17 protein-coding genes and 4 pseudogenes are annotated in these 20,140 nt (G+C 30.3%); 5 read left to right on the forward strand and 16 right to left on the reverse strand.

Annotated features, from left to right (window positions below):
• Positions 1-25: 25 nt before the first annotated feature.
• From AB8U03_RS10885 to AB8U03_RS10910, 6 genes and pseudogenes are all read right to left on the reverse strand, one after another.
• Positions 26-199, reverse strand: a pseudogene (locus AB8U03_RS10885) (spore gernimation protein); the annotation flags it as partial.
• Between the two features lie 50 nt (positions 200-249).
• Entirely contained in the window at positions 250-1,275 is a 1,026-nt protein-coding gene (locus AB8U03_RS10890; RefSeq protein WP_369704583.1) for a hypothetical protein, read from the reverse strand.
• A gap of 16 nt (positions 1,276-1,291) precedes the next feature.
• Positions 1,292-2,122: a phosphodiester glycosidase family protein gene (locus AB8U03_RS10895; RefSeq protein WP_369704584.1), complete on the reverse strand. Its 831-nt coding sequence runs from the start codon at positions 2,120-2,122 to the stop codon at positions 1,292-1,294.
• A gap of 173 nt (positions 2,123-2,295) precedes the next feature.
• Positions 2,296-3,381, reverse strand: coding sequence for a GtrA family protein (locus AB8U03_RS10900; protein ID WP_369704585.1), 1,086 nt, complete (start codon positions 3,379-3,381; stop codon positions 2,296-2,298).
• 117 nt (positions 3,382-3,498) lie between these two features.
• Entirely contained in the window at positions 3,499-4,515 is a 1,017-nt protein-coding gene (locus tag AB8U03_RS10905) for a hypothetical protein (RefSeq protein WP_369704586.1), read from the reverse strand.
• Between the two features lie 18 nt (positions 4,516-4,533).
• Complete coding sequence (locus AB8U03_RS10910; RefSeq protein ID WP_369704587.1) at positions 4,534-5,541, reverse strand: phosphodiester glycosidase family protein; 1,008 nt, start codon at positions 5,539-5,541, stop codon at positions 4,534-4,536.
• A gap of 1,310 nt (positions 5,542-6,851) precedes the next feature.
• On the opposite strand from AB8U03_RS10910, the gene AB8U03_RS10915 reads away from it, so the two are divergent.
• Both AB8U03_RS10915 and AB8U03_RS18085 read left to right on the forward strand, forming a co-directional pair.
• The gene (locus AB8U03_RS10915; RefSeq protein WP_369704588.1) at positions 6,852-7,541 is read left to right on the forward strand and encodes a polysaccharide deacetylase family protein; all 690 of its coding nucleotides are present in this window, start codon (positions 6,852-6,854) and stop codon (positions 7,539-7,541) included.
• A 204-nt stretch (positions 7,542-7,745) separates the two neighbouring features.
• Positions 7,746-8,599: pseudogene (locus AB8U03_RS18085) on the forward strand (transposase); the annotation flags it as partial.
• An 814-nt stretch (positions 8,600-9,413) separates the two neighbouring features.
• Here AB8U03_RS18085 and AB8U03_RS10930 read toward each other — a convergent pair.
• Both AB8U03_RS10930 and AB8U03_RS10935 read right to left on the reverse strand, forming a co-directional pair.
• A complete protein-coding gene (locus AB8U03_RS10930) occupies positions 9,414-9,920 on the reverse strand; it encodes a DedA family protein (RefSeq protein WP_369704590.1) in 507 nt (168 codons plus the stop codon).
• Between the two features lie 100 nt (positions 9,921-10,020).
• Positions 10,021-10,383, reverse strand: a complete 363-nt coding sequence (locus AB8U03_RS10935) for a hypothetical protein (RefSeq protein ID WP_369704591.1) — start codon at positions 10,381-10,383, stop codon at positions 10,021-10,023.
• A 165-nt stretch (positions 10,384-10,548) separates the two neighbouring features.
• Here AB8U03_RS10935 and AB8U03_RS10940 point away from each other — a divergent pair, with 165 nt between their 5' ends.
• Both AB8U03_RS10940 and AB8U03_RS10945 read left to right on the forward strand, forming a co-directional pair.
• Positions 10,549-10,797 (forward strand): hypothetical protein, encoded by a 249-nt coding sequence (locus tag AB8U03_RS10940; RefSeq protein ID WP_369704592.1) that lies wholly within the window; start codon positions 10,549-10,551, stop codon positions 10,795-10,797.
• A gap of 9 nt (positions 10,798-10,806) precedes the next feature.
• Complete coding sequence (locus AB8U03_RS10945) at positions 10,807-11,016, forward strand: integrase core domain-containing protein (protein WP_369704610.1); 210 nt, start codon at positions 10,807-10,809, stop codon at positions 11,014-11,016.
• A 608-nt stretch (positions 11,017-11,624) separates the two neighbouring features.
• On the opposite strand, the gene AB8U03_RS10950 is transcribed toward AB8U03_RS10945, so the two are convergent.
• The 3 genes from AB8U03_RS10950 to AB8U03_RS10960 form a co-directional block, all read right to left on the reverse strand.
• Positions 11,625-13,745, reverse strand: a complete 2,121-nt coding sequence (locus AB8U03_RS10950) for a glycosyltransferase family 39 protein (protein WP_369704593.1) — start codon at positions 13,743-13,745, stop codon at positions 11,625-11,627.
• A gap of 184 nt (positions 13,746-13,929) precedes the next feature.
• A complete protein-coding gene (locus tag AB8U03_RS10955) occupies positions 13,930-14,217 on the reverse strand; it encodes a transposase (RefSeq protein WP_369704611.1) in 288 nt (95 codons plus the stop codon).
• A complete protein-coding gene (locus tag AB8U03_RS10960; protein WP_369704594.1) occupies positions 14,217-14,660 on the reverse strand; it encodes a winged helix-turn-helix domain-containing protein in 444 nt (147 codons plus the stop codon). The genes AB8U03_RS10955 and AB8U03_RS10960 overlap by 1 nt, the downstream gene beginning before the upstream one ends.
• A gap of 279 nt (positions 14,661-14,939) precedes the next feature.
• On the opposite strand from AB8U03_RS10960, the gene AB8U03_RS10965 reads away from it, so the two are divergent.
• A complete protein-coding gene (locus tag AB8U03_RS10965; RefSeq protein WP_369704595.1) occupies positions 14,940-15,560 on the forward strand; it encodes a hypothetical protein in 621 nt (206 codons plus the stop codon).
• A gap of 289 nt (positions 15,561-15,849) precedes the next feature.
• Here the strand turns inward: AB8U03_RS10965 and AB8U03_RS10970 are convergent, their stop codons facing one another.
• The 5 genes and pseudogenes from AB8U03_RS10970 to AB8U03_RS10990 all read right to left on the reverse strand — a co-directional run.
• Positions 15,850-16,413, reverse strand: a complete 564-nt coding sequence (locus tag AB8U03_RS10970; protein ID WP_369704596.1) for a hypothetical protein — start codon at positions 16,411-16,413, stop codon at positions 15,850-15,852.
• Positions 16,414-16,467: 54 nt separating this feature from the next.
• A pseudogene (locus AB8U03_RS10975) lies at positions 16,468-17,384 on the reverse strand (IS982 family transposase).
• A gap of 161 nt (positions 17,385-17,545) precedes the next feature.
• Positions 17,546-18,592, reverse strand: a complete 1,047-nt coding sequence (locus AB8U03_RS10980) for a glycerophosphodiester phosphodiesterase (protein WP_369704597.1) — start codon at positions 18,590-18,592, stop codon at positions 17,546-17,548.
• 403 nt (positions 18,593-18,995) lie between these two features.
• Positions 18,996-19,166: a hypothetical protein gene (locus AB8U03_RS10985; RefSeq protein ID WP_369704598.1), complete on the reverse strand. Its 171-nt coding sequence runs from the start codon at positions 19,164-19,166 to the stop codon at positions 18,996-18,998.
• A gap of 598 nt (positions 19,167-19,764) precedes the next feature.
• Positions 19,765-20,123, reverse strand: a pseudogene (locus AB8U03_RS10990) (IS66 family transposase); the annotation flags it as partial.
• Positions 20,124-20,140 lie beyond the last annotated feature (17 nt).

Here is a 20,140-nt window from a genome sequence, read left to right on the forward strand (position 1 = left end):
AAACAAGAACTGAAAAAATGTGTATTTATTCAGCTGGTATTACCTTTGTAACCTGAAACGTGTTATCCAATATATACCGATTCTGAGGGAAAGGCTGAGCCAGTGTCCAATAACTCACTCCTCTGAGTCCATATTCGCTGACCAGTCTGTACTTTGCCTGTATACTTCTGGCATCTTCAAACCACACCACATGTTTCCTTCAATACTACTCTACATAACATCTATGCTGCTTAAGAATGCCAATTTTATTTATATTGTTCGTTTCAGCCCTACTATGTGATCATTGCTATCTTTAAAATACACATTTAAGCCACCCATACCTATGAATCTTAAATCATTGTTATAAGTTAACCTAGCATTATTACTTGTTAAATTAATTATATAATTTTTATATATAACATAAACGTTATTTTTATTTGTGTAAAAACCAACAAAATTCAAATCATTAAGTCTTCGTATTTTTATCAGATTATTATTGTTTACAACATAAATTATGCTCTTATTATCTAAAGATCTGGCATAAACATTATCACTTGAATCACAGCCAATTATATGTGCTCTTTTAACACCAAGTATGGGTTTTGAATGACAATATAAATTGTTATTATTGTCTTCAAAATACAATGCAAGGGAATTATTTGCCAGCAGCATGTTATTAACCCTATGGCCTGGATAGATTCGTCTTACATTCTTCATAATATTAAGATAATATATGCTGTCTATCTTATTATTCCCACTGATTTGTTCCAAGTTAATAAAAATAAGATTTGTAGCACTTGAATAATCAACTGATTTTATTGCTGAATTTTTAGGCACAGCAAAAGACTTTTGCTCAGTTATAAGTCCATTTTCAATATTATATGTTTTTACTTTTAATTTATTATTTAAAATGCAGAAATACATTATAATATTGCGGTTGCCCATAAGTATTGATTTCCTTATTCCTGATCTTTCAGAGATTTTCTTAATTAATTTATTTGTTCCAATTTCTTTAACATAAATTCCGGAGTTATAAAGATAAGTGCAATACTTGTCATCATAAGAAAATGATATATCTATAGCTCCGTTAGGTACATTATCCATAGTGAAATTTGGAACTTCTTTTAAAGATGCCTTAGAATTTGCATCATTTACCTGTGAAATATTGTGAGTTACTATAGATGCATTAAGGCGCGAAATAACTACAAAACAAATTATGAAAGCACAAAAGGCATAAATAAAAGTTAAAAAAATCAACGATCTTTTTAATTTATTTTTTATTTTCAATCTTCTCATCATCCATCTCCATAATTTAAGGTGCAATTAAAAATGCAGTAGCAATTGTACGCTCTCCAGCAATATCACAGGGGTTATTAATAGTTTTGCCCAGATAATTCAAAGTTGTCGATGAACCTCCATCTAAATTGGCTGCATTGTAAGCTCCATATTTTAGCATTATATCTTGAGTATCTGTATAATTTGCACCAGCACTGTCATGTTCTCTTCCATCAATTGCAAGCAGAAGAACTGTTCCATCTTTTCTCTGTCCTATAGCACTGCGAGGCTGAAGTGATGTACCACCCTTTGTTACAAGAGGCTTTCCATTTAGAACGAGTGCAGGGCCAAAAGAAATTGCACACTTAAGGTTAGAATTGTAGATTTCACCCATTGTCATCAAATTACCAATAATAAGAATATTATTCTTATTAAAGCCTATGACATTAAATTTGCTTAGACCACTTTGCTTAAATTTAACAACATCATTGCTGATTACTATCCCATCAGGCTTTGAACCTGTACCCATTAAATTATCATCTAGAAATCCTCCTGCATTAATTCCTCCAACAGCATTATAGGATTTGACAATTTCGCTGAGAGTTGCTCCTGTATGTCCAAATTTAGGCGCTATTCCTAAAAATATCTTTGAAGGATCACTTATAATCATTAATTTAGCTTTAAAGTTTGTTTCTTTAATGTCAATAATTTTTACTTTTGTACTGCTTTTTTTAGCTCTTTGGATATCAATATTATTGACAATTTCCTTGGAGTCTCTTACAGAAGAATTAGTTTTTGCCAGAATACTATTTATTTCACTGCTGCTTAGAAACCAGGTAGCAAAAAACTTGTTTTTATTTGTTGCCATACTGGTGGAAACAATATAATCTCTATAATTTATAAAAGGTCCATGATATATAAGAGTTACGCTAAATAAAAGCAGAAAAATAATTTGGCAAATTAGAAAATGACATATATATATAATTTTGTTTTTTTGCTTTTTTTTCATTTATATTACCTTATTTCTAAATATTTTTAAAATTAAGCTTGTATTTTGCTATTAAAAATAAATAAGCGCTGGAAAGTATAGCTTATAGTAAACAAAAGTATTTCTGTTATAATCTTGCTCCAAAACAGCCATATATGAAGGGTTTCAGAGAAAAAGCTTAATATAAAATAGTTAACAAATAATAAAGCACACACAAGTAGATAATAGCTGATCAATTCATTTATATTTTTCCTATTTCTGCTTTTAACATTGAAAACCAGAAACTTATTTATAGTAAAGTTAACAGCTGAGCTTGCCACTCTGGCAATTACTACTGATATGAATAAATTTTTCGTTAACCACTGAACATAAAAGAGCAAAAAATAATCCACAAAAGCCGCAGAAACTCCTGAACCACAAAACTTTAAAAAAGGCATAAATATGCTTATAGAATCTTTTACAGCCCTAAAGTGGGATGATTTATTTGAAAATTCATACACGGTATCAATCTCTATTTGTTTAAATCCATACCCTGCTTTTTTTGCCTGAAGCAACATGTTCATTTCATATTCATAATGTTCACCTTTAATAGATAACAGCCAAGGCAGTGATTCTATGGGAAGTCCTCTAAGGCCAGTCTGGGTATCCAGCAGCTTAGTACCGCATGCTAACTTAAACATACCCCTGGCAAATGCATTGCCAATTGTGCTTTTCCAAGGAACTTTGCCTATAAATTTTCTTACTCCAAGAACAATTTTATGATCACTATTTGATAATTCTAAACATACATTTAATATATCTTTCACCAAGTGCTGTCCATCTGCATCAGCAGTTACTACTCCTATTTTCTCATCAGTATTATCTTTTATATAAGCAAATCCAGTTTTAAGGGCACAGCCTTTGCCCATATTTTTGTCATGTTTTAGTACTGTGCAGCCTAATGCTTTGCACTGCTTAAAAACAGAAGCATAATTTTCGCCGCTGCCGTCATCAACAATTAATATTTTATAATCACAACTTAGTTTTAATTCTTTAATTAATTCTATAAGATGATTATCTGGTTCAAATGCTGGAATTAACATCGCAATATCTTTTAACAAACTTGTATTAGCACCAGCATAAATCTTTTCGGTTTTCATATAGTAAGCCAACCTCCCAACCATACGTTATCTCCAATATTTCAAATCAAAAATTTTGAATGTCCAATAAATCGCACTATAACTGTAAGTGGTAAATGTTCCATTAACAACATCAGTTTAATTAAAAGGAGTTTTCACTAAAATTCCGTCACTTATTGATGCAATCCCATCACTATATGATTGAAGGAATATACCTTTGTATGCTGTTTTTTTCCCCGTCTGAAATTCTGCTACAGTACCTTTACGGTTATCATTTATATAAACTTTTCCTCTAGCTGTAACAAATAAGTTGGCTTTGCTTACTGGGGTATTTAACTGAAGTGTCTGCCAACTTGAGGTATTTTCTTTCAATGTACCAAAGTATATCTTATCAATATTATTATTGCTATCCACATCTCCAATATAAACCTGGTCGTTATTGTCTATCTCTAATAGGCATGATTTTGTCGAACCAATGAAGCTCAAAGCATTATTTATTCCAGTTGCATAAACCTTGTTATTGGTTAAATCTTCGTATACCATTTTATCTTCGTGGGGTACCACTTCTATATTTCCTATATTATACGTTTTAGTATTAATTTTCTTTTTAGATTTCATTATATTTATCCAATATATGGCGTCTGTTTTATCACCATTTGATACTTTAATGTAAATTACATTTGGAAGAGGTGCTGCTTCAATATCCTTTACTTCAGCTGCTGAACTAACCATTGCAACCTCAGTTATATTACTCTTTTGTGATTTATTAACATCATAATATGATAATAAAAGATTACTATTTTTCTTTTCTGCAATAAGCATTCTATTTCTATCTGGCAGCCATTTATAAAAACATAATTTATCCCTATTAGAAAAACTTACATTATCACTTTTGCCTGTTTTAGTATTAACTACATATAACACACTGTTCAAATAATAGGCAATATAGTTTGCATCAAAGGAAACATTTATGGCTTTAGCATTATTCGGCACATTAACTTGAAAAATAGAAGTCCTATTACTTGAATCAACTACTTTTTTAGATTTTATAGCAGTATTTGAAGCTAAAAAATAGTTATTCATATAGAAAAGCCCACCAAACTGTATGATTAATGAAACCATAATGCATATTACTATTTTTTTTAATACTTTCATAGCTTACTCTCCTTTCAGCTAAGGCGTAACGATAAAAGCGGATGGAACTGCTCTTTCGCCAAGTGGGTCGCAAGGATTGTTAATAATATTACCATCATAATACATTGTAGTTGACGAGCCGCCATCCAAATTGGAGGCATTGTGTGCTCCGTATTGGAGCATTATATTTTGTACATCTTTAAGTGAGGCTCCAATGCTTTTAGTTGTTCTTCCATCAATAGCAAGTAATATTATATCACCATTGCTACGTTGCCCAATTGCTGTCCTCGGTGCAATTCCCCAGCCTCCATCTCCAGATTTTATTGTGCCCTTGCCATTAACCACAAGTGCAGGGCCAAAGGATACCGCATCGGTTACACCAAGTCTCTTCAAATCATTCAAACTATGAGGCCCTACAAGAAGTTGTCCTTTCTTTGTAATTGCTGTAATATCGACTTTTTTGTTGTAATTTGTTATATCATTAAATTTGATAACTCCATTACTCATAATAATACCCGTCGGTGTTCCACCTGTACCAGTCCATTTCGTATTAGCTGAGGATGAGTCTGAAAATCCTCCTGCATTAACAGCTCCTATAGCGCCATTATCCTGTGCTATCTGACTTGTTAGTTCTCCTTCAGTTCCAAGTTTACTACTATAGCCAACTTTAACTCTTGTTGAGTCTTGAATAATAAGTACATGGCCTGAAAACTTTATTCCATTTGAAATATCATATCTTTCAATTGTATTATCATGTGTATTGTCAAACTTGATAAGATTATCATTTCCTTGCTGTGCAATTTGAACTGTGTCTTCACTTCGAATTTTCTGAATTTCCGCATTCGATAAAAATAGCTTTGCAATCCATTGGTGGCTAAGTGTAGTCATTGCAGCATCTACAATCGTTTTTTTTACATTATTAAAGGGTCCATGAAATATAATTAATGGAGTGGTGACTCCAGTAAACACTAGCCCAAACATCAGATAAAATATAAAGTTTCTTAGTGTGTGCTTCTTTTTCCCTCTTGACACATTATTTGAATTCATTTTTTCTCCTACGCTTTCCGACATCTTATCACTTAATATTGCATAATTTAATAAAATTAATTGTATATTTAAAAACATACAATCATATATTACTAATTAAAGATGGCACTATAATTCACTATTATCTAAATTATTTTCTTCCACTAATATAGAATGCTATTTACTCATTATTTTAGGTTCATCGCTATATTTTATGATAATTAATATTTATTATCAATTGTACAACCAGAATGCTCAGTTTAAGTGTATCTTTAGTATCTCTATAATAAGTTAAAAATAGATTAAATTTTAATTAGGCTTTCATAAAAATTTAGTGCTTTAGATAGGCTACAATAAATCAAATAACTTTTTAAGGATTAGCACAACAGGTTAATTTTATATATTTATAATTCTACTTTAAAACATTAATAATTCATAAAATAACCTAGAGTGAATTTTACCAATGTTGGCAACAGCCCTATAAATATATTTATACCCCAAATTTAACATGATTTTAATCTTAGCAAAATATAATATAAAAATGAGCATAATTTAAAAAACAAATAACAGAAAATGATAGATATATAGTAAGTACCTTTACTAATATAATAAACGCATCCTCTATTTTTTTGCCATTCAAATATTTTTTATGATTAAATGAATGTCTTAGAATTATGCTCAAGGCTATACAATAAACGTAGGTAACACAACTATTAACTCCATAAATAATAATTACATTATGGGAAACATAGCTTCAAATACTATAAGTAGTAAAACAACCGAAGAAACTAATGAAAGTTCAGGTGAAAAAACATCAGAAGCAAGCAAAGTTCTCAAACATTATCAACACACATAATTAATTCGTATGCTTAATAATATAATTATATAGAATATATCAAAAATTAGTAGTTTAAATCTATATAAAAGATATAGATTTAAACTATTTAATTGTATTAAGTTTTTATACTATAGCTCGACGAAATAATATACATCGTCTACATAATCCTAGCTAATATCTAAATAAAGTTTGTTTATACTTTGATTTCAGTTATTATATAATTTAATGAGGATTGAGATATTAGAGGAAAAATATAAATATTTTAATGGCATAATAATTAATTTTATGTAGAAGATTATACTAGATTATAAGAAGTATGAACTATGCGATATTAGAAAAGTTTAGGGGATCTATTCTTTAAAGAAAGGTTCTTATAGTAATGAAAAAATTTGTTTTAATAAAGATATTTACTGCATAATAGTATTTAGTTTTCCTGTAGTAATTAAAATAGAGTTATGGTTTGTATTTACGATTAGAAAGATGGGTGAATAATTTGAAATTGAACATATTTTCTTTAGTTTTAAGTTATGCAATATTGCCAAGTTTATATTATAGGGATTTCTCAAATAAAATAATTAAAAAAGTTCCATCTAATGGTAATAAATCTATTGCTTTAACATTTGATGATGGACCAGACCCTCAATATACACCGAAGCTTTTGGATATACTTAAAATAAATAATCTAAAATGTACATTTTTTGTTCTTGCAGAAAATGCACAAAAGTATCCTGATATAATTAAACGTATTAAAAATGAAGGACACTGTATTGGATTACATTCTTTAAAGCATGGTAATCCAATTTTTTCATTACCATATCAAACAAAAAAAAGTTTTGTAACGGCTTTAAATATCATGGATAATTTAGGAGTAAATATTAAATTTTTTAGACCTCCTTGGGGAATATTTAATCCGTTAACGTATCACTATGCTAAATCTAATAATCTAAAAATCATTCTTTGGTCCATGCATGCTAGGGACTGGAGTAAATGGGCAACCGAAGATTACATAAAACAGAAGATTATAAATGATATAAAGCCTGGCGACATTATATTACTACATGATGGTAGCCGAGGAATGAATAACTTCCCTGAGAACACAATAAAAGCTCTTAAAACTATTTTACCTATTCTTAAAAAAAGGGGATTTCAATTTATTGTTGCCAATGATTTATTTGAGTTTTAATAAATATTTACTAATACCTAGAATTAGTATAAATGTAAAGTTTATATTTGCATATAATTGCCTGTTATTATTATCTATAATATTTCTTTAGTTTTCAATATTTGAAAGAGCCTGTAAAAAAAGTCTGTAAAATATAGCTTCCCATGATAAAATCAAAATATCATAGGAGGCTTTTTATTATGGTAAGAAAAAGAGAATCAATAAGTGAAGGGAAAAATAATTGCCATGTATGCCAAAGGTTTGACTACAAGACAAATTTCTGATCAGATTGAGTATATCTATAGTTTTGAAGTCAGTGAAAGCATGGTGTCCAATATTACAAACAAACTGATGCCGGAGACTGAAGCATAGCAGCAGAGACCTCTTTCAAGTATCTATCCAATAAGTATTTATTGATGCTGTCCATTTTTCTGTAAGGGACAATAATGTCATACGTAAACTGAACGCCTATGTTATCCTTGGTATAAGCGATGAAGGAATCAATATCAGCAGCATTTCCGAATACAGGATACCAGAGGTTATAGTATACCAGGTAAGAAATACATTGAAATACGTATCCTATAAGGATAAGAAAGAATTTTCAAATGATCTGAAAACAATATACCATACACCATCAGAAGAAACAGGGCGGGAACTAATGGAAAAGGTAACAGAAAAGTGGAATGAACATTATCCAAATGCCATAAAAATCTGGAAGGTCAACTGAGATGCCATAAGCCCAATTTTCAAGTTTTCAGCTGATGTACGTAAGATTATCTATACTACAAATTCAATAGAAAGCTTAAACAGCACATATCGCAAGTTAAACAGGCAGAGAAGTGTATTTCCAAGTGATAAGGCCCTGCTTAAAGCACTGTATCTTGCTACATTTGAAGCCACTAAAAAATGGCGGCTTCCTATCAGAAACTGGGGAAAAGTATATGGGGAGTTTTCCATAATGATATGAAGGGAGACTTAGTAATAAAAAAATAACATGTCAAGAATATGCTTTTTTTAAACTATCATTCAATTTGATCTTTTTCTCCTTGCCGGTTTTCTTCTCATATAGTACAAAGTAATCCTTGAAGTTCATGTCTAAAGTCAATAGATCATTCGCCCTAACTTTTACAACATCACTTATTCTTAATCCGGTATTAAGTTAAAATCTTGCCAGCAGCCAGTCTCTTTCATTTTTCCCTTTCAAGTATGTAAGCAATGAATCACTTTCTTTTTACTCTTTATTGGTTTTACAACCATAATTTTTTCCTCCTGAAATCAATGCAATATTTTTATATTATATTATGTAAAACGATACATTCAAAGTAAATATACTAAAAGGGCTTATAACTAAAATAGCCATAAGCCCTTATACTTCAATACTTTAACACATTTCTGCGAATGTAATCTTTTATCTAAAATCATACATTCAAATCATATTGGCCCCATAAATCTATCATCATTCAAATGTATCATGGTCAGTAATACAAAACTCCAAGCTTCTGAAATCTTTCTCTATTTTTAATCAAATCTTTTTTAATAGTATCTCCAACATATAGTACTTCTGCATCCGTCAAAATGGGGATAAGCCACCTGAACTACAAACTAGTTTTGGGACAGTCTGAGGGTAGAAATATGATTTAAAAAATAGAGAGGGATTAATATGCTACTTTCAGGAAATCATAAAGTTACCATATATCAAACTTTAATACACGCATATAGTAGATGGTTCGTTTGGGGCATGAAGCATGAATTCTTTAAATAAATTGTAAACTCTTTATATTCCGGTATAAATAAAAAAGGTTCTGTTCTATAATAATCTCTATGAAGAAAACCTCTTTTATTTATGTCGGTCAACAATATAAATTTATAAAGGATTATTGGTGCTCGCTCCTATTACCTTTTTCTTTTGTTTGTTCCAAGCATTTTAATAAAAAAGTATATAGTAATAATTAAAATCGTTATATAAGTTAAAAATTCACCAATTTGTGTTACCATAGGAACTATAGTTTCCCAGGAGTTACCAAACCAATATCCTAACCCTAAATACATACACGACCATAATAACTCACCTAAAGCAACAAATAAATTGAAAGTCATCAATTTGTAATTTGTAATACCTGCTGCTGCATTAACAGAAGGTCCCATAGGCGATATTAAAAACCTAGTAAAAAAAATCGCCCATTTACCGTACTTTTTTAAATAACTTCGTGCTTTTATCATTGCAGGTTCAAGATAAGCTTTTACTCTTAAAGATTTATTTAAAAATTTATTGCCTATAACCTTCCACATAATATAGGCAATATTATCACCAACACATGAAAAAAACCAAATTTCTAATAAAAGAATCCCTATATTAAACTCACCAGCATAAGCAAAAGCTCCAGATGCTATTACTACCAAACTTGATCCTGCTGGAATTCCTACACATCCAAATATAATTAAGATACTTAAAAACCAAATGTTATAATTTCTAAAATACATTATGAGTAAATTAGTAAAATTACTCATATTTCTTACCTTCTAAATTTCTGTGATTCTCTATAATTTTCCTTAAATTCTTTTTCATTTCTTCTGGAGTTTTATTATACTTTTTCATTAATTCAATAATAGGCGTATTTTCATCGTCCTTATGGGGAATAATTTCAAGAACTTTAAAAATCTCCTGTTGGCTTATATTGTATTTGTGAGATAATTTTTTTACAGTTAACCATTTATAAGTACTCATATTTCCAAATTGCCTACTTTCTTTAGTAGGGATCTCAATATTTTTAAATCCTGCATGTAGTATTAGAAATTGTCTAGTTATTATAAATGTAATTATAATAATTAAGATTGATAATATACTTATTTTTAGATTTTTCATCGTAAATATCCACTTCACTTATATTATTTTAGTTTTTATATATACTATACCATTTTTATTTAAAAATTTAATTAGATATTTAAAAAACAGTACAGTGATTACTCATAAGCCCCTAAATATACTTGGACAATTGCTTATAATAGAATTGTAACAGGTTCAAATCAATTGTGGGAAATAGATATAAAGTATGGTTATATCGATGGAGAAGATAAATTTTTCTATATCCTTAATATAATAGATATCTTTGATAGGAGGATAGTAGATTATCATATGGGTTTTCACTGTGAAGCGAAAGATGCTACTGCACTTTTAAGATGCGAGTTAATTAGAATAAATCTATTTGAAAGAGACACTGTAAAGACACCAAATAAAAATGCACACGTTGAATCTTTTCACAGAATACTTCAGGGTTAATGCTTTAAAATCAATGAATTTCAGAGTTACAGAGAGGCATATGAAATAGTAAATAATTTCATAAGTTTCTACAATAATAAAAGATTACATTCCAGCCTAGGGTATAGGACTCCTAATGAATTTTACAGACTTTATTCTGGAGAGCAGCTAACTAATATCGAGGTAAGGGGTATAATTTTGGTGAGAGTTAAAGAATTAGCTAGTTTTTATCCAAAATAAAGAGGTCAATCCGGTTTCATATCTAGTTTGCCCAGCTAGACTTTGATTAAATGATGCTGCATTAATTATTTAACTAGGCATAATTAATAATATACTTAATGCCATTGTGGCCACAATACTTAAAAATTTCGTATACATAATGATCCCCCTATTTTTAAATTTTATATATTGTAACAAATTGTTCATAATTTAGTATTCTATAATAATTTGTCTATCCCTGATAAATTTTATTTAAAAATGTAATACTACTCAGTATTAGTATTACTCAAATATAAAAAAATATAACCGGAAAATCAAAGTTTCCAGTTATATAAAACTAAATCTTATCTATTTTACACAAATCTATCTATATTCTCGAATTCTGTGATTTGCGTTTGGATACCCTGTATCCCATTTTCTATAATTCAACTTTAATTTTTCTTGTCCCGTAATTATTGCGGCTTGACCTGAATATATCTTCTATCATAGCTATCATAGATACAAGTACTTTCATCCCAAAATCAGCGCTGCTTGTTTTAAAATATCATTTTATTGTAACCTATTCACTTTCTTATTATTAATCTATTACTTGGTCACTGGTTTCTTTTTTCTATCCATAGGTCAATCAATTAGTTTGTAGATGAAGTTTTCCCATTATCCTTTAAATCATATAATTTAGTAGAATTTCCTTCATCACCAAATCCTACAGCTCCACCGGATCTTTGATTTTCTGCTTGGTTCTTTGAAATAGTAGAATTCTTCCATTTACTATCTAAAACGACTTTACCATTTTGCTGTATCCAACTCGTAATATTGCTATTCGAATTATTTCCCATGGCACCTCCAAAACCTCTATTACCACCTGTATTTACCAATGCATACCTTACAACTCCATCATTGACCAATTTTTTGAACTGTTCTACAGTAAGTATTGGATCTGATCCGCTAAATCCTCCAAGTGCCATTACAGGTTCACCAGTCTTAAGTATTAAATCCGAGCCATAGGAATTAGCTGAGGGAACTGCCACGAGATACTTTTCATTTTTTTTATTATCTTCTAAAAATTTTATAAGCTTTGAGTTATTACTAACACTTGAATCTCTCTGCTGATTGCCACTTGCAAGCTCTAATCCAGCTGATGGGCTGCTCCCATTCATTGGGTAAAACATTGGAGTAAATGACCAAACTGTAGGAGCAATTAAAATTCCTATAAAAGCAATACTAACTAACACTTTATTTAATGTTGTATCTTTGCTGAAATTAGATTTATTTTCGTAGTTTTCAGCATTTCCTTTATCTGAAGCCTTCTCTTTATTTTTAATTAGATTAATTATACATAATATTATTGAAGATACAATGCATAAAATCCCTGTTATTAACATTATAATCTTATATCCATTTGATCTATTATAATTATAAGATAAAATAAGTATTTCAACACAACCATTTGCAATAAGTGCTATTGGCAAAATCCATGACTTTACTCCACGTTCTTTATAAAAATCCCACATAGCTGGTAATCCAATTCCAACTAAAGCTGCAATAGATGGTGCCATTGTTGTTAAATAGTATGTGTGTGTTACATTTTTTGAAAAACTAAAATATATAAACTCAGGCAATAACCACATAATCCATAATATTAATGATAACTTTTCCTTATTATCAAAAGGAGATTTTAATTTTTCCTTTATTGCTGCAGCAATAAATCCAATGATAGCAAATAGTAAAAGCCAGGATATTTGATCTGACATATTTCCGTTACCAAACAATCTAAAGATACCAGCATTTGAATTAGATCTCATACCACGCTGTGCATTATTAGCATTTGAATCATTTTTATTTGATGAATTAAATCCATTTTCAAAGTCACCTTGACCTGCTCCTCTTTGATTACTAATTTTACTCCATTCATTTTCTAATGCTCTTTGCCGTTGTTGACCCCTACCAGCATTTCTTCCACCTATTCCAATTCTCTCTAATCCATTATGACCTATTATAAGCTCCATAACCGTATTATTGGTACTGCTGCCTATATAAGGTCTGTCACTTGCCGGTACCAAATCTGCAATTATAGCCCAAGATAGTGATACTACTAAAAGTACAACTGTACCTAAGACAAGATGCTTTATTTTCTTTTTAAAACCCATGGTAGAAGCGAGAAGATATGTTATATATATAGCAGGAGCTACCATGTATGCCTCCACCATTTTTATATTAAATCCTATACCTACAAGAACTAAACTTAATATAAGGTATTTAATCTTCCCCTTTTCAGCAGCTATAAGAATAGCCCAGCATGCAAGCAATAAAGGCAGCACAAGTAAGTTATCAATTGTATTATTTCTACCTGCTGCTACAGATATTGGAGTTACTGCAAGACATAATGCTGCAATTAGTCCTGCTGAAGTTCCAAAAGATCTTTTAACAAGATGATATATAATTGCAACTGAAATCACCCCTGCAAGAGCTTGTGGAAGGATTATACTCCATCCACTAAATCCAAATATTTTTGCAGATATAGTTTGAATCCAAAAACCTAGAGGCGGCTTATCAATAGTTACAAAACCTCCTGGATCAAAGGATGCAAAGAAGAAATTTTTAAAGTTCATCATCATACTTTTTACACCCGCAGCATAAAAAGTATTTGCATTCCCCTCTATACCTAAGTTAGTAAAATTCAATACTGCAGATAATATTAAAATTAATGATAATCCAATGGTTTCCCTTGTAAATTTTATTTTTTTATTCAATATGTCTGTCAACCCCTTTAATTAAATATCCTCAACTTGCCACTAATAAAAATTGTTTTTAGTATTTTTAATATATTTAGATCTAAACTTACTTTTTTGAAAGATTATTTCAAATAAAATATTACATCATAAAAGTGTCTATTATATGCTAAATTTATGAATAATATGAAAATTACATTCAGATTTATCCTAAGTACCTGCACAAGATCATTACAATCTTTCCAGCAGGATATTCATGTACAACTTCTTGTAGAAATTTGAGAAATACTTCAGCATCATACTTTTCGCCTTCTCTGCAATATACTTGTCCAGTTTCATAGTTTAATACACCTAGGAGCTTAACTCCTCTATGTTTTCCAGTGCTAGGAATAATTCGCTGTTTACCTTTAATGAACCATGTTTTTGCTATGGCCTGGTAATCTCGAATCATTGACTCATCTTCAAAAAGAATATGATCGATAGACCCATATATTAGATTTTTTTTAAAATCTCAAACTGACCTTTGAATTCTTTTTGCTTTGATTCATCAGCTTTTTCCAAAGAATATGTTGGCCGGGTGAAACTCAAATTATTCCGGTATAATACTTCAGGCATTCCTCTTTGACAGTAGGAAACACCATAAAGTTTCATTACCAGCTGCCTTATTATTGTAGTATCCCAGTTTTTCCTCGCGGTAAAGCCTTCTTCATCAGGAGTCTTAGTTGTAATTATTTTGACTAGTTCTGATTCCTGATCATTGGTTAGATGGCGGGGAGCTCCTGGCCTCTTACCCAGAGCGAGACCACTTAACCCGAACAATTTATACTTTTTAACATAAACACCTACAGTTTGAGAAGATATGTTGTTCATGTAGGCAATTTCATTAAGCTTGTATCCTTGAAGATAGTTAAGGATAACAATATATCTTATATGCATTATTTTGTTAGAGTTATTTTTAGTGCCTGCTTAATTTCTTCAAAATCTGATTTTTCAGCATAATAATTTATTCTATCACTTGTTATTTTCATTCCGTTCGCCATCCTATAGTTAGAATTATTATATTTTTATGATTCCACTATTTAGTGAATTTTATTTCAGAATTTATTGGAATGATGTTTATTGATTTCTTACTTTTTATATAGTTAATTATTTTTAATCTGATTTTAATGATTTAGATATATAATTATAAAAATATTTAAATTTGGAAGTGCTATTATGATTGAGTGGGTATTTTACTGTATAGGAATCATATTTATGATGCTTTTTTTGAAATCTATATTAATTAGGCCTATATTTTTTAGGGAGAAATGGCAAGCTGGATTAGGATATGGATTACCAGCAATTTTATATTTTTTACTGTTTGCTTTAATGGTTAATTCAGAATATGCCCTTAGTCAGATAGATATTAAAAATCAATATCCAATGTCAGGGAAAACACAGGTAGCTGTTAGCGGCACTGTTACTCCAATTAATCCCAGCAGTAATCAACAATCTAGTCTATATTCTTTGGGAACTGTAAGCAGTTCTGTAAATTTTCAAAATGGACTTATTAATTTGCAAAATGATCTCATTTCAGTACAGAATGATTTTAATACTTTACAAAGCAATTTTGGACAAGGCAGCACTAATCCAATTTATACTTATAGTACTGATAGTAAAGATAAATTGTATGTAGATGCAAATGGTAAAGGAACTATTATAGGCGATACCCTTAACAAAACATATTATATTCCAGGAAGTTCCTCTTATAATAATGAAACGAAAAATACTAAAAATAGCGTTTATTTTACTACAACATGGGCTGCAGAGTGTGCAGGATATAAAGCTTCTAAGTAAGATTTAGGTTAATTTACAGGACCATTGCTTCTCAAATCTTTGATCTTGGATTTTTTATAGCTTCTATTTTTTCAGCTATCATACTTTGCTATTATACAAGCCTTTTATTATTATCATTGGGTTTTTACACTGGACGTAGGTTATTGGAAGAATTGGTCGTTTCATTAAGTATCGCATCGGAAATGAGCTTGTAATAAGCAACTAATGTTGTACTTTTACTTATTGCAACATTACCGCTATTGTCAAGTGCTACATTGTTACCATCTAACATCCCCCAATGGTCAAATTCTCAATGACTTTCTTTAGGGGCTTTTGTGCTGGGAGCCTGTGTTACTTTAAAATTGGCTTTTCCATTTTGCAATTGTTTGTTTTCTGTTACGCTGCCATCTTCATCACTAATCTTTCCATCCAGTGTAACTGTACCTGCATCTCTAGGGCTCACATTCACAGTAAGATTTATCATACCAGTATTGAGTGTTGTTGGTACAAATTTAAATCCAGCCTCGAAATACTGAAAAACTATTTGCCCTGTAGATGGGTCACAGAGGTAAACTTTAAGATATTTTTCTTTCTGCTTATCTTTTTCGTCTCCATTTGGTGGATTATCTTTGTCGAATCCACTCATAACAAGAGCTGGCATATCAGACTGTACATTTGTTTCGCTCCGTGGATTGGAGTTACCTATTTTGCTTGATAAAGCAAGTTTTACGGCACCCGAGAAATCATTATCCTGTAATTTCTGAGATATGGAATCTACCACACTAGAGCTTACAGAACTGTCTGCACTTAATGAATAATACTTTCCTAAGTTATTTTCAGATTGAGTTGGAGCATCATATACACTTTCCGGCAATTGTTTTACAAATCGTGCAGTTTGTGTATAGCTCGTACCTCATGACCAGATTAATTAACATCCCTTTGGATTAATATTCAATACTTTATTGATAAAATAGCAGAGATTATGAGCTAAAATTTTGTTTGTTATTCTGCTTACTAATCCCCACATGGATTTGGCAAGTACTCTTTGTATATTTAGCTGACTGGATAATTGAGAGAAAGTTGTCTCAGTTCTTCGCCTGGCTTTAAATATTGTTTGCCTGAATTCTTTTGAAAATTGATTTACAGTTTTCTTTCTTTTCATGGCGATAAGATTGATTTTTCTTTCAGATTTTAGTTCTGAAACAAATTTATCTCCAATATATCCTTTATCCCCTATTATAGTTAACGGAGATAGGTAACAAGTTAAATCCCATACTGCTGCCCTGTCATTAACATTGGCAGGAGTTAAGATAAAATCAGTCAAATATCCATCAAGTGTTGTAAGGGCATGCAGTTTAAATCCATAGTAAGTTTCCTTCTTGGAAACGCATTTGCCGTAGGCAGCCCCCGGCTTAAATGCTCTGTGGAAATGTGCTCTCCCAAATTCACAAACTGGAACTGGCATACTGTCAATTATCCTGTATTGTTGGTGAGTATAGCTGAGAAACCATGTTATTTCTTGACGGATTTGCTCATAACCTTGTAAAGAGATTTTCTCGTTCTGTGGAATCTTGTTCTCGTACAAAATTCAGGGAATAAATCCTTTAAATTTCTGGTACAAAAACTGAACCAAGATTTCTCAGAATCAATGGAAAGAAGTTCACCAACTAGTGAGAGAGTAATTATTTCACTGTCGCTCATAATTGCTTTATCAATATTTCTGCGATTTTTAATATGTGCTGGAGTAACTTTGTGGTAAAAATCATCAATTATTACAAATATAACAGTAATAAAGTCTTTAAGATTGTTGATTTCTATTGTATAATCTTTTTTGAGCTCTAGCATGTATGTTTTTCCTCCTATCATTAGGATTTTTGCTGATTTTTTAATGATAAGATAACATAATTGCTAGAGTTTCTTATTTGTAAATTATGCTAGTGAATTTAACTAGCACAACAGGTTATTTAATCTGATTTTAATAGATGCATTGAGAATAACTACATATACTATTTGGATTTAACTTCATAATATGCTGTTTTATGTGTAATAACTTTACCATTTGTTTTATTATTATTAAATTGAATAATATCTACTTTATGCTTACCTATTTTAAGATCATTACCTTTCAGATCCATATTTGATTTACTATTTGACAACTGTTGTTTGGTATTCAAAATACCATCTACAAAAATATAGCTCAAATTTTTTCCACTAAAACCACTGGTGTTTAACCCCATATGTTCAACCTGAGTATCTTTTTTTGTATATATAACAGGATAAAAAGTATCAGAATATATAAAATCTACACCTAAGTGTAAAGCTTTGTTTAAATCCATTGGTGTGTCAATTGTCCAACAAAATACTTTTAAGCCATCTTTATGGGCTTGCTGCACAAGTCTTTTATTTAAATAGTTAATATTACAGTCAACTTCAGTAGCTCCAAATGACTTTATGTATCTATAACCATATATTATCCTGTTTGGATTTACCATTGGCATTAGGATAATTGTTTTGTCTTTACTACGCAAATATTCTAAATCCTTATAATTGAATGAATGAACTAATAATTTTCTTTCATATCCATGCTTACGTACAATTCTTAAAAATGTATTTAGATCTCTATCCCTGTTACTAAGGAACTTAATATCAAATATTGGTGTAAGCTTATCTTTTTTACATTCTATAAGTGCATTTTCAAGCCTAGGTAATCTTAAATTAGGGTAAGATGATATATTCGGTCCGTTGTTAATTATAAGCCTGTCTATTATATGTGAACTTTTTCTTGTTATTAAACCATGCCCATTTGTAGTCCTATGAAGTGTTCCATCATGTAGTAAATATAAAACACCATCAGATGACGAACAAACATCTAATTCTACACCCCAATAGCCCATTTTAGCTGCTTCATCAATTGCTGGGATAGAATTTTCAGGGGCGATATTACTTGCACCACGATGCGCCACTATAATTGGTTTTCTTGAATTTATTACTATATCTAACAAATTATTGTAATTATTTTTGTTATTAACTAAGTTTATTTTTGGCTTTGGCACTGTATATGAAATTTTTGAAAAATTTTTATAACTATTGTTATAATCTAAAATTGAAATATTTGCTTCTGAAGTTAGTATGATTAATAAATCAATAATTGTTATTATTATAATCTTATGAATAATATCATCACCATAGGTAAAAACAACAAGTACAACTTCTCATTACCTTATATAATTAATACAAATGTAATGTAAACATATTATAAATATTTAATTATCCAAAATTTTCTACGTTAAACGTGAATCTACCGAATATATACATCATGGATTACTTAAAATTTTATAAATCGATATACATCACCTCATCGAGCTATATACAGTAAAATATCTTAAATCTTATATTTTTTATATAAATTTAAGGTTAAGATGTTAATTTTTTGATATATTTTATATAGCTATATTACTAAGCATATGAATTAACTATGTGCGTTACTGATGATTGAGAACTTTGTTTACTTGCTTCTGCTATTTTTTCACTTGGACTTTCATTAGCCTCTTCGGTTGCTTTACTACTTATATTAGTATTTGCAGCTATATTTTGCATAATATGATTATTACTTATGGAATTAATCATTGTATCACCTCCTATAATTTTTATTGTATTTTACTAAAATTAAAATCATATTAAATTTGATGCAAACACTAAACAATATATTTAGTAAATAATATAAGAAAAGGGTTAATTATGGAAAATACTTTTAATAGTTTTAAAGACAGAGAGTACAGCAAATAGGAAAACTATTTGGTACAATAAATAACTTTTGTGCAGTTTCCAAAAGTTATTTATTGTATAATTGCTGGTTTTTTAAATGATACTAAAGTTCACGAAAGTGTGTCCAGGAAAGTGAAAACGGCTCAATGTTAAATGATTTGAAAATACATAACCTGTTATAAGTCCACCAAACTTATAACAGGCTTTTTCTTTAGTGCAGGACATGCTTCCAAAATATTAAACAAATTCGACAAAAGTACACTTAATTCACTATCGGACACTTCACATCGACGAACTTCATAAATCCACCTCTTTTGTTTTTATATAATTTAAATTTCTAAATAACTATTAAAACATCTCTAAAAAGATAAAAACTCAATAATTCTTTATAAGTAAGCGGTAAACTATCCAGTGTATATTCATAATCAGCACCACCCATAAAACGGGTGGTGCTGATTATGTCCTTTGGAAGCGCTTCAACAAAATATCTTCTAAGATGTGTCCAGCACAAACATCTTGTTATTCCAGATACTTTGTTATATCCCTTATAACAATCCGTATGGAGATATCCACTAAAGCCCCTTGAAAATTTCTGCGGACAGTCTCCACTTCTTGAAGGCTTGTAATCAAACAGCCTTATTGGTGTCTTACTGCCTGCATATGTGCTGTACATCCACATATAGGATTCTGACGTGTTTTTTTTCCCAGGTTCTTTAAGTACCTGTACAGGTGTCTCATCTTATGCAAATATTTCTCACCTATAAGTTTCTTGTGCATCAGATTTGTAAGTGACGTCAGCCAGTTCCTGGCTGCAACCATATTATAAAATAAATAAG

The sequence above is a fragment of the Clostridium moutaii genome, assembly GCF_041205085.1.
GTDB lineage: Bacteria > Bacillota > Clostridia > Clostridiales > Clostridiaceae > Clostridium_B > Clostridium_B moutaii.

Coding starts and splice junctions, on each gene's coding strand:
- AB8U03_RS10890 (WP_369704583.1), bottom strand. CDS start 1,275: ATGAGAAGATTGAAAATAAAAAATAAATTAAAAAGATCGTTGATTTTT.
- AB8U03_RS10895 (WP_369704584.1), bottom strand. CDS start 2,122: ATGGCAACAAATAAAAACAAGTTTTTTGCTACCTGGTTTCTAAGCAGC.
- AB8U03_RS10900 (WP_369704585.1), bottom strand. CDS start 3,381: ATGAAAACCGAAAAGATTTATGCTGGTGCTAATACAAGTTTGTTAAAA.
- AB8U03_RS10905 (WP_369704586.1), bottom strand. CDS start 4,515: ATGAAAGTATTAAAAAAAATAGTAATATGCATTATGGTTTCATTAATC.
- AB8U03_RS10910 (WP_369704587.1), bottom strand. CDS start 5,541: ATGAATTCAAATAATGTGTCAAGAGGGAAAAAGAAGCACACACTAAGA.
- AB8U03_RS10935 (WP_369704591.1), bottom strand. CDS start 10,383: ATGAAAAATCTAAAAATAAGTATATTATCAATCTTAATTATTATAATT.
- AB8U03_RS10960 (WP_369704594.1), bottom strand. CDS start 14,660: ATGCATATAAGATATATTGTTATCCTTAACTATCTTCAAGGATACAAG.
- AB8U03_RS10965 (WP_369704595.1), top strand. CDS start 14,940: ATGATTGAGTGGGTATTTTACTGTATAGGAATCATATTTATGATGCTT.
- AB8U03_RS10985 (WP_369704598.1), bottom strand. CDS start 19,166: ATGATTAATTCCATAAGTAATAATCATATTATGCAAAATATAGCTGCA.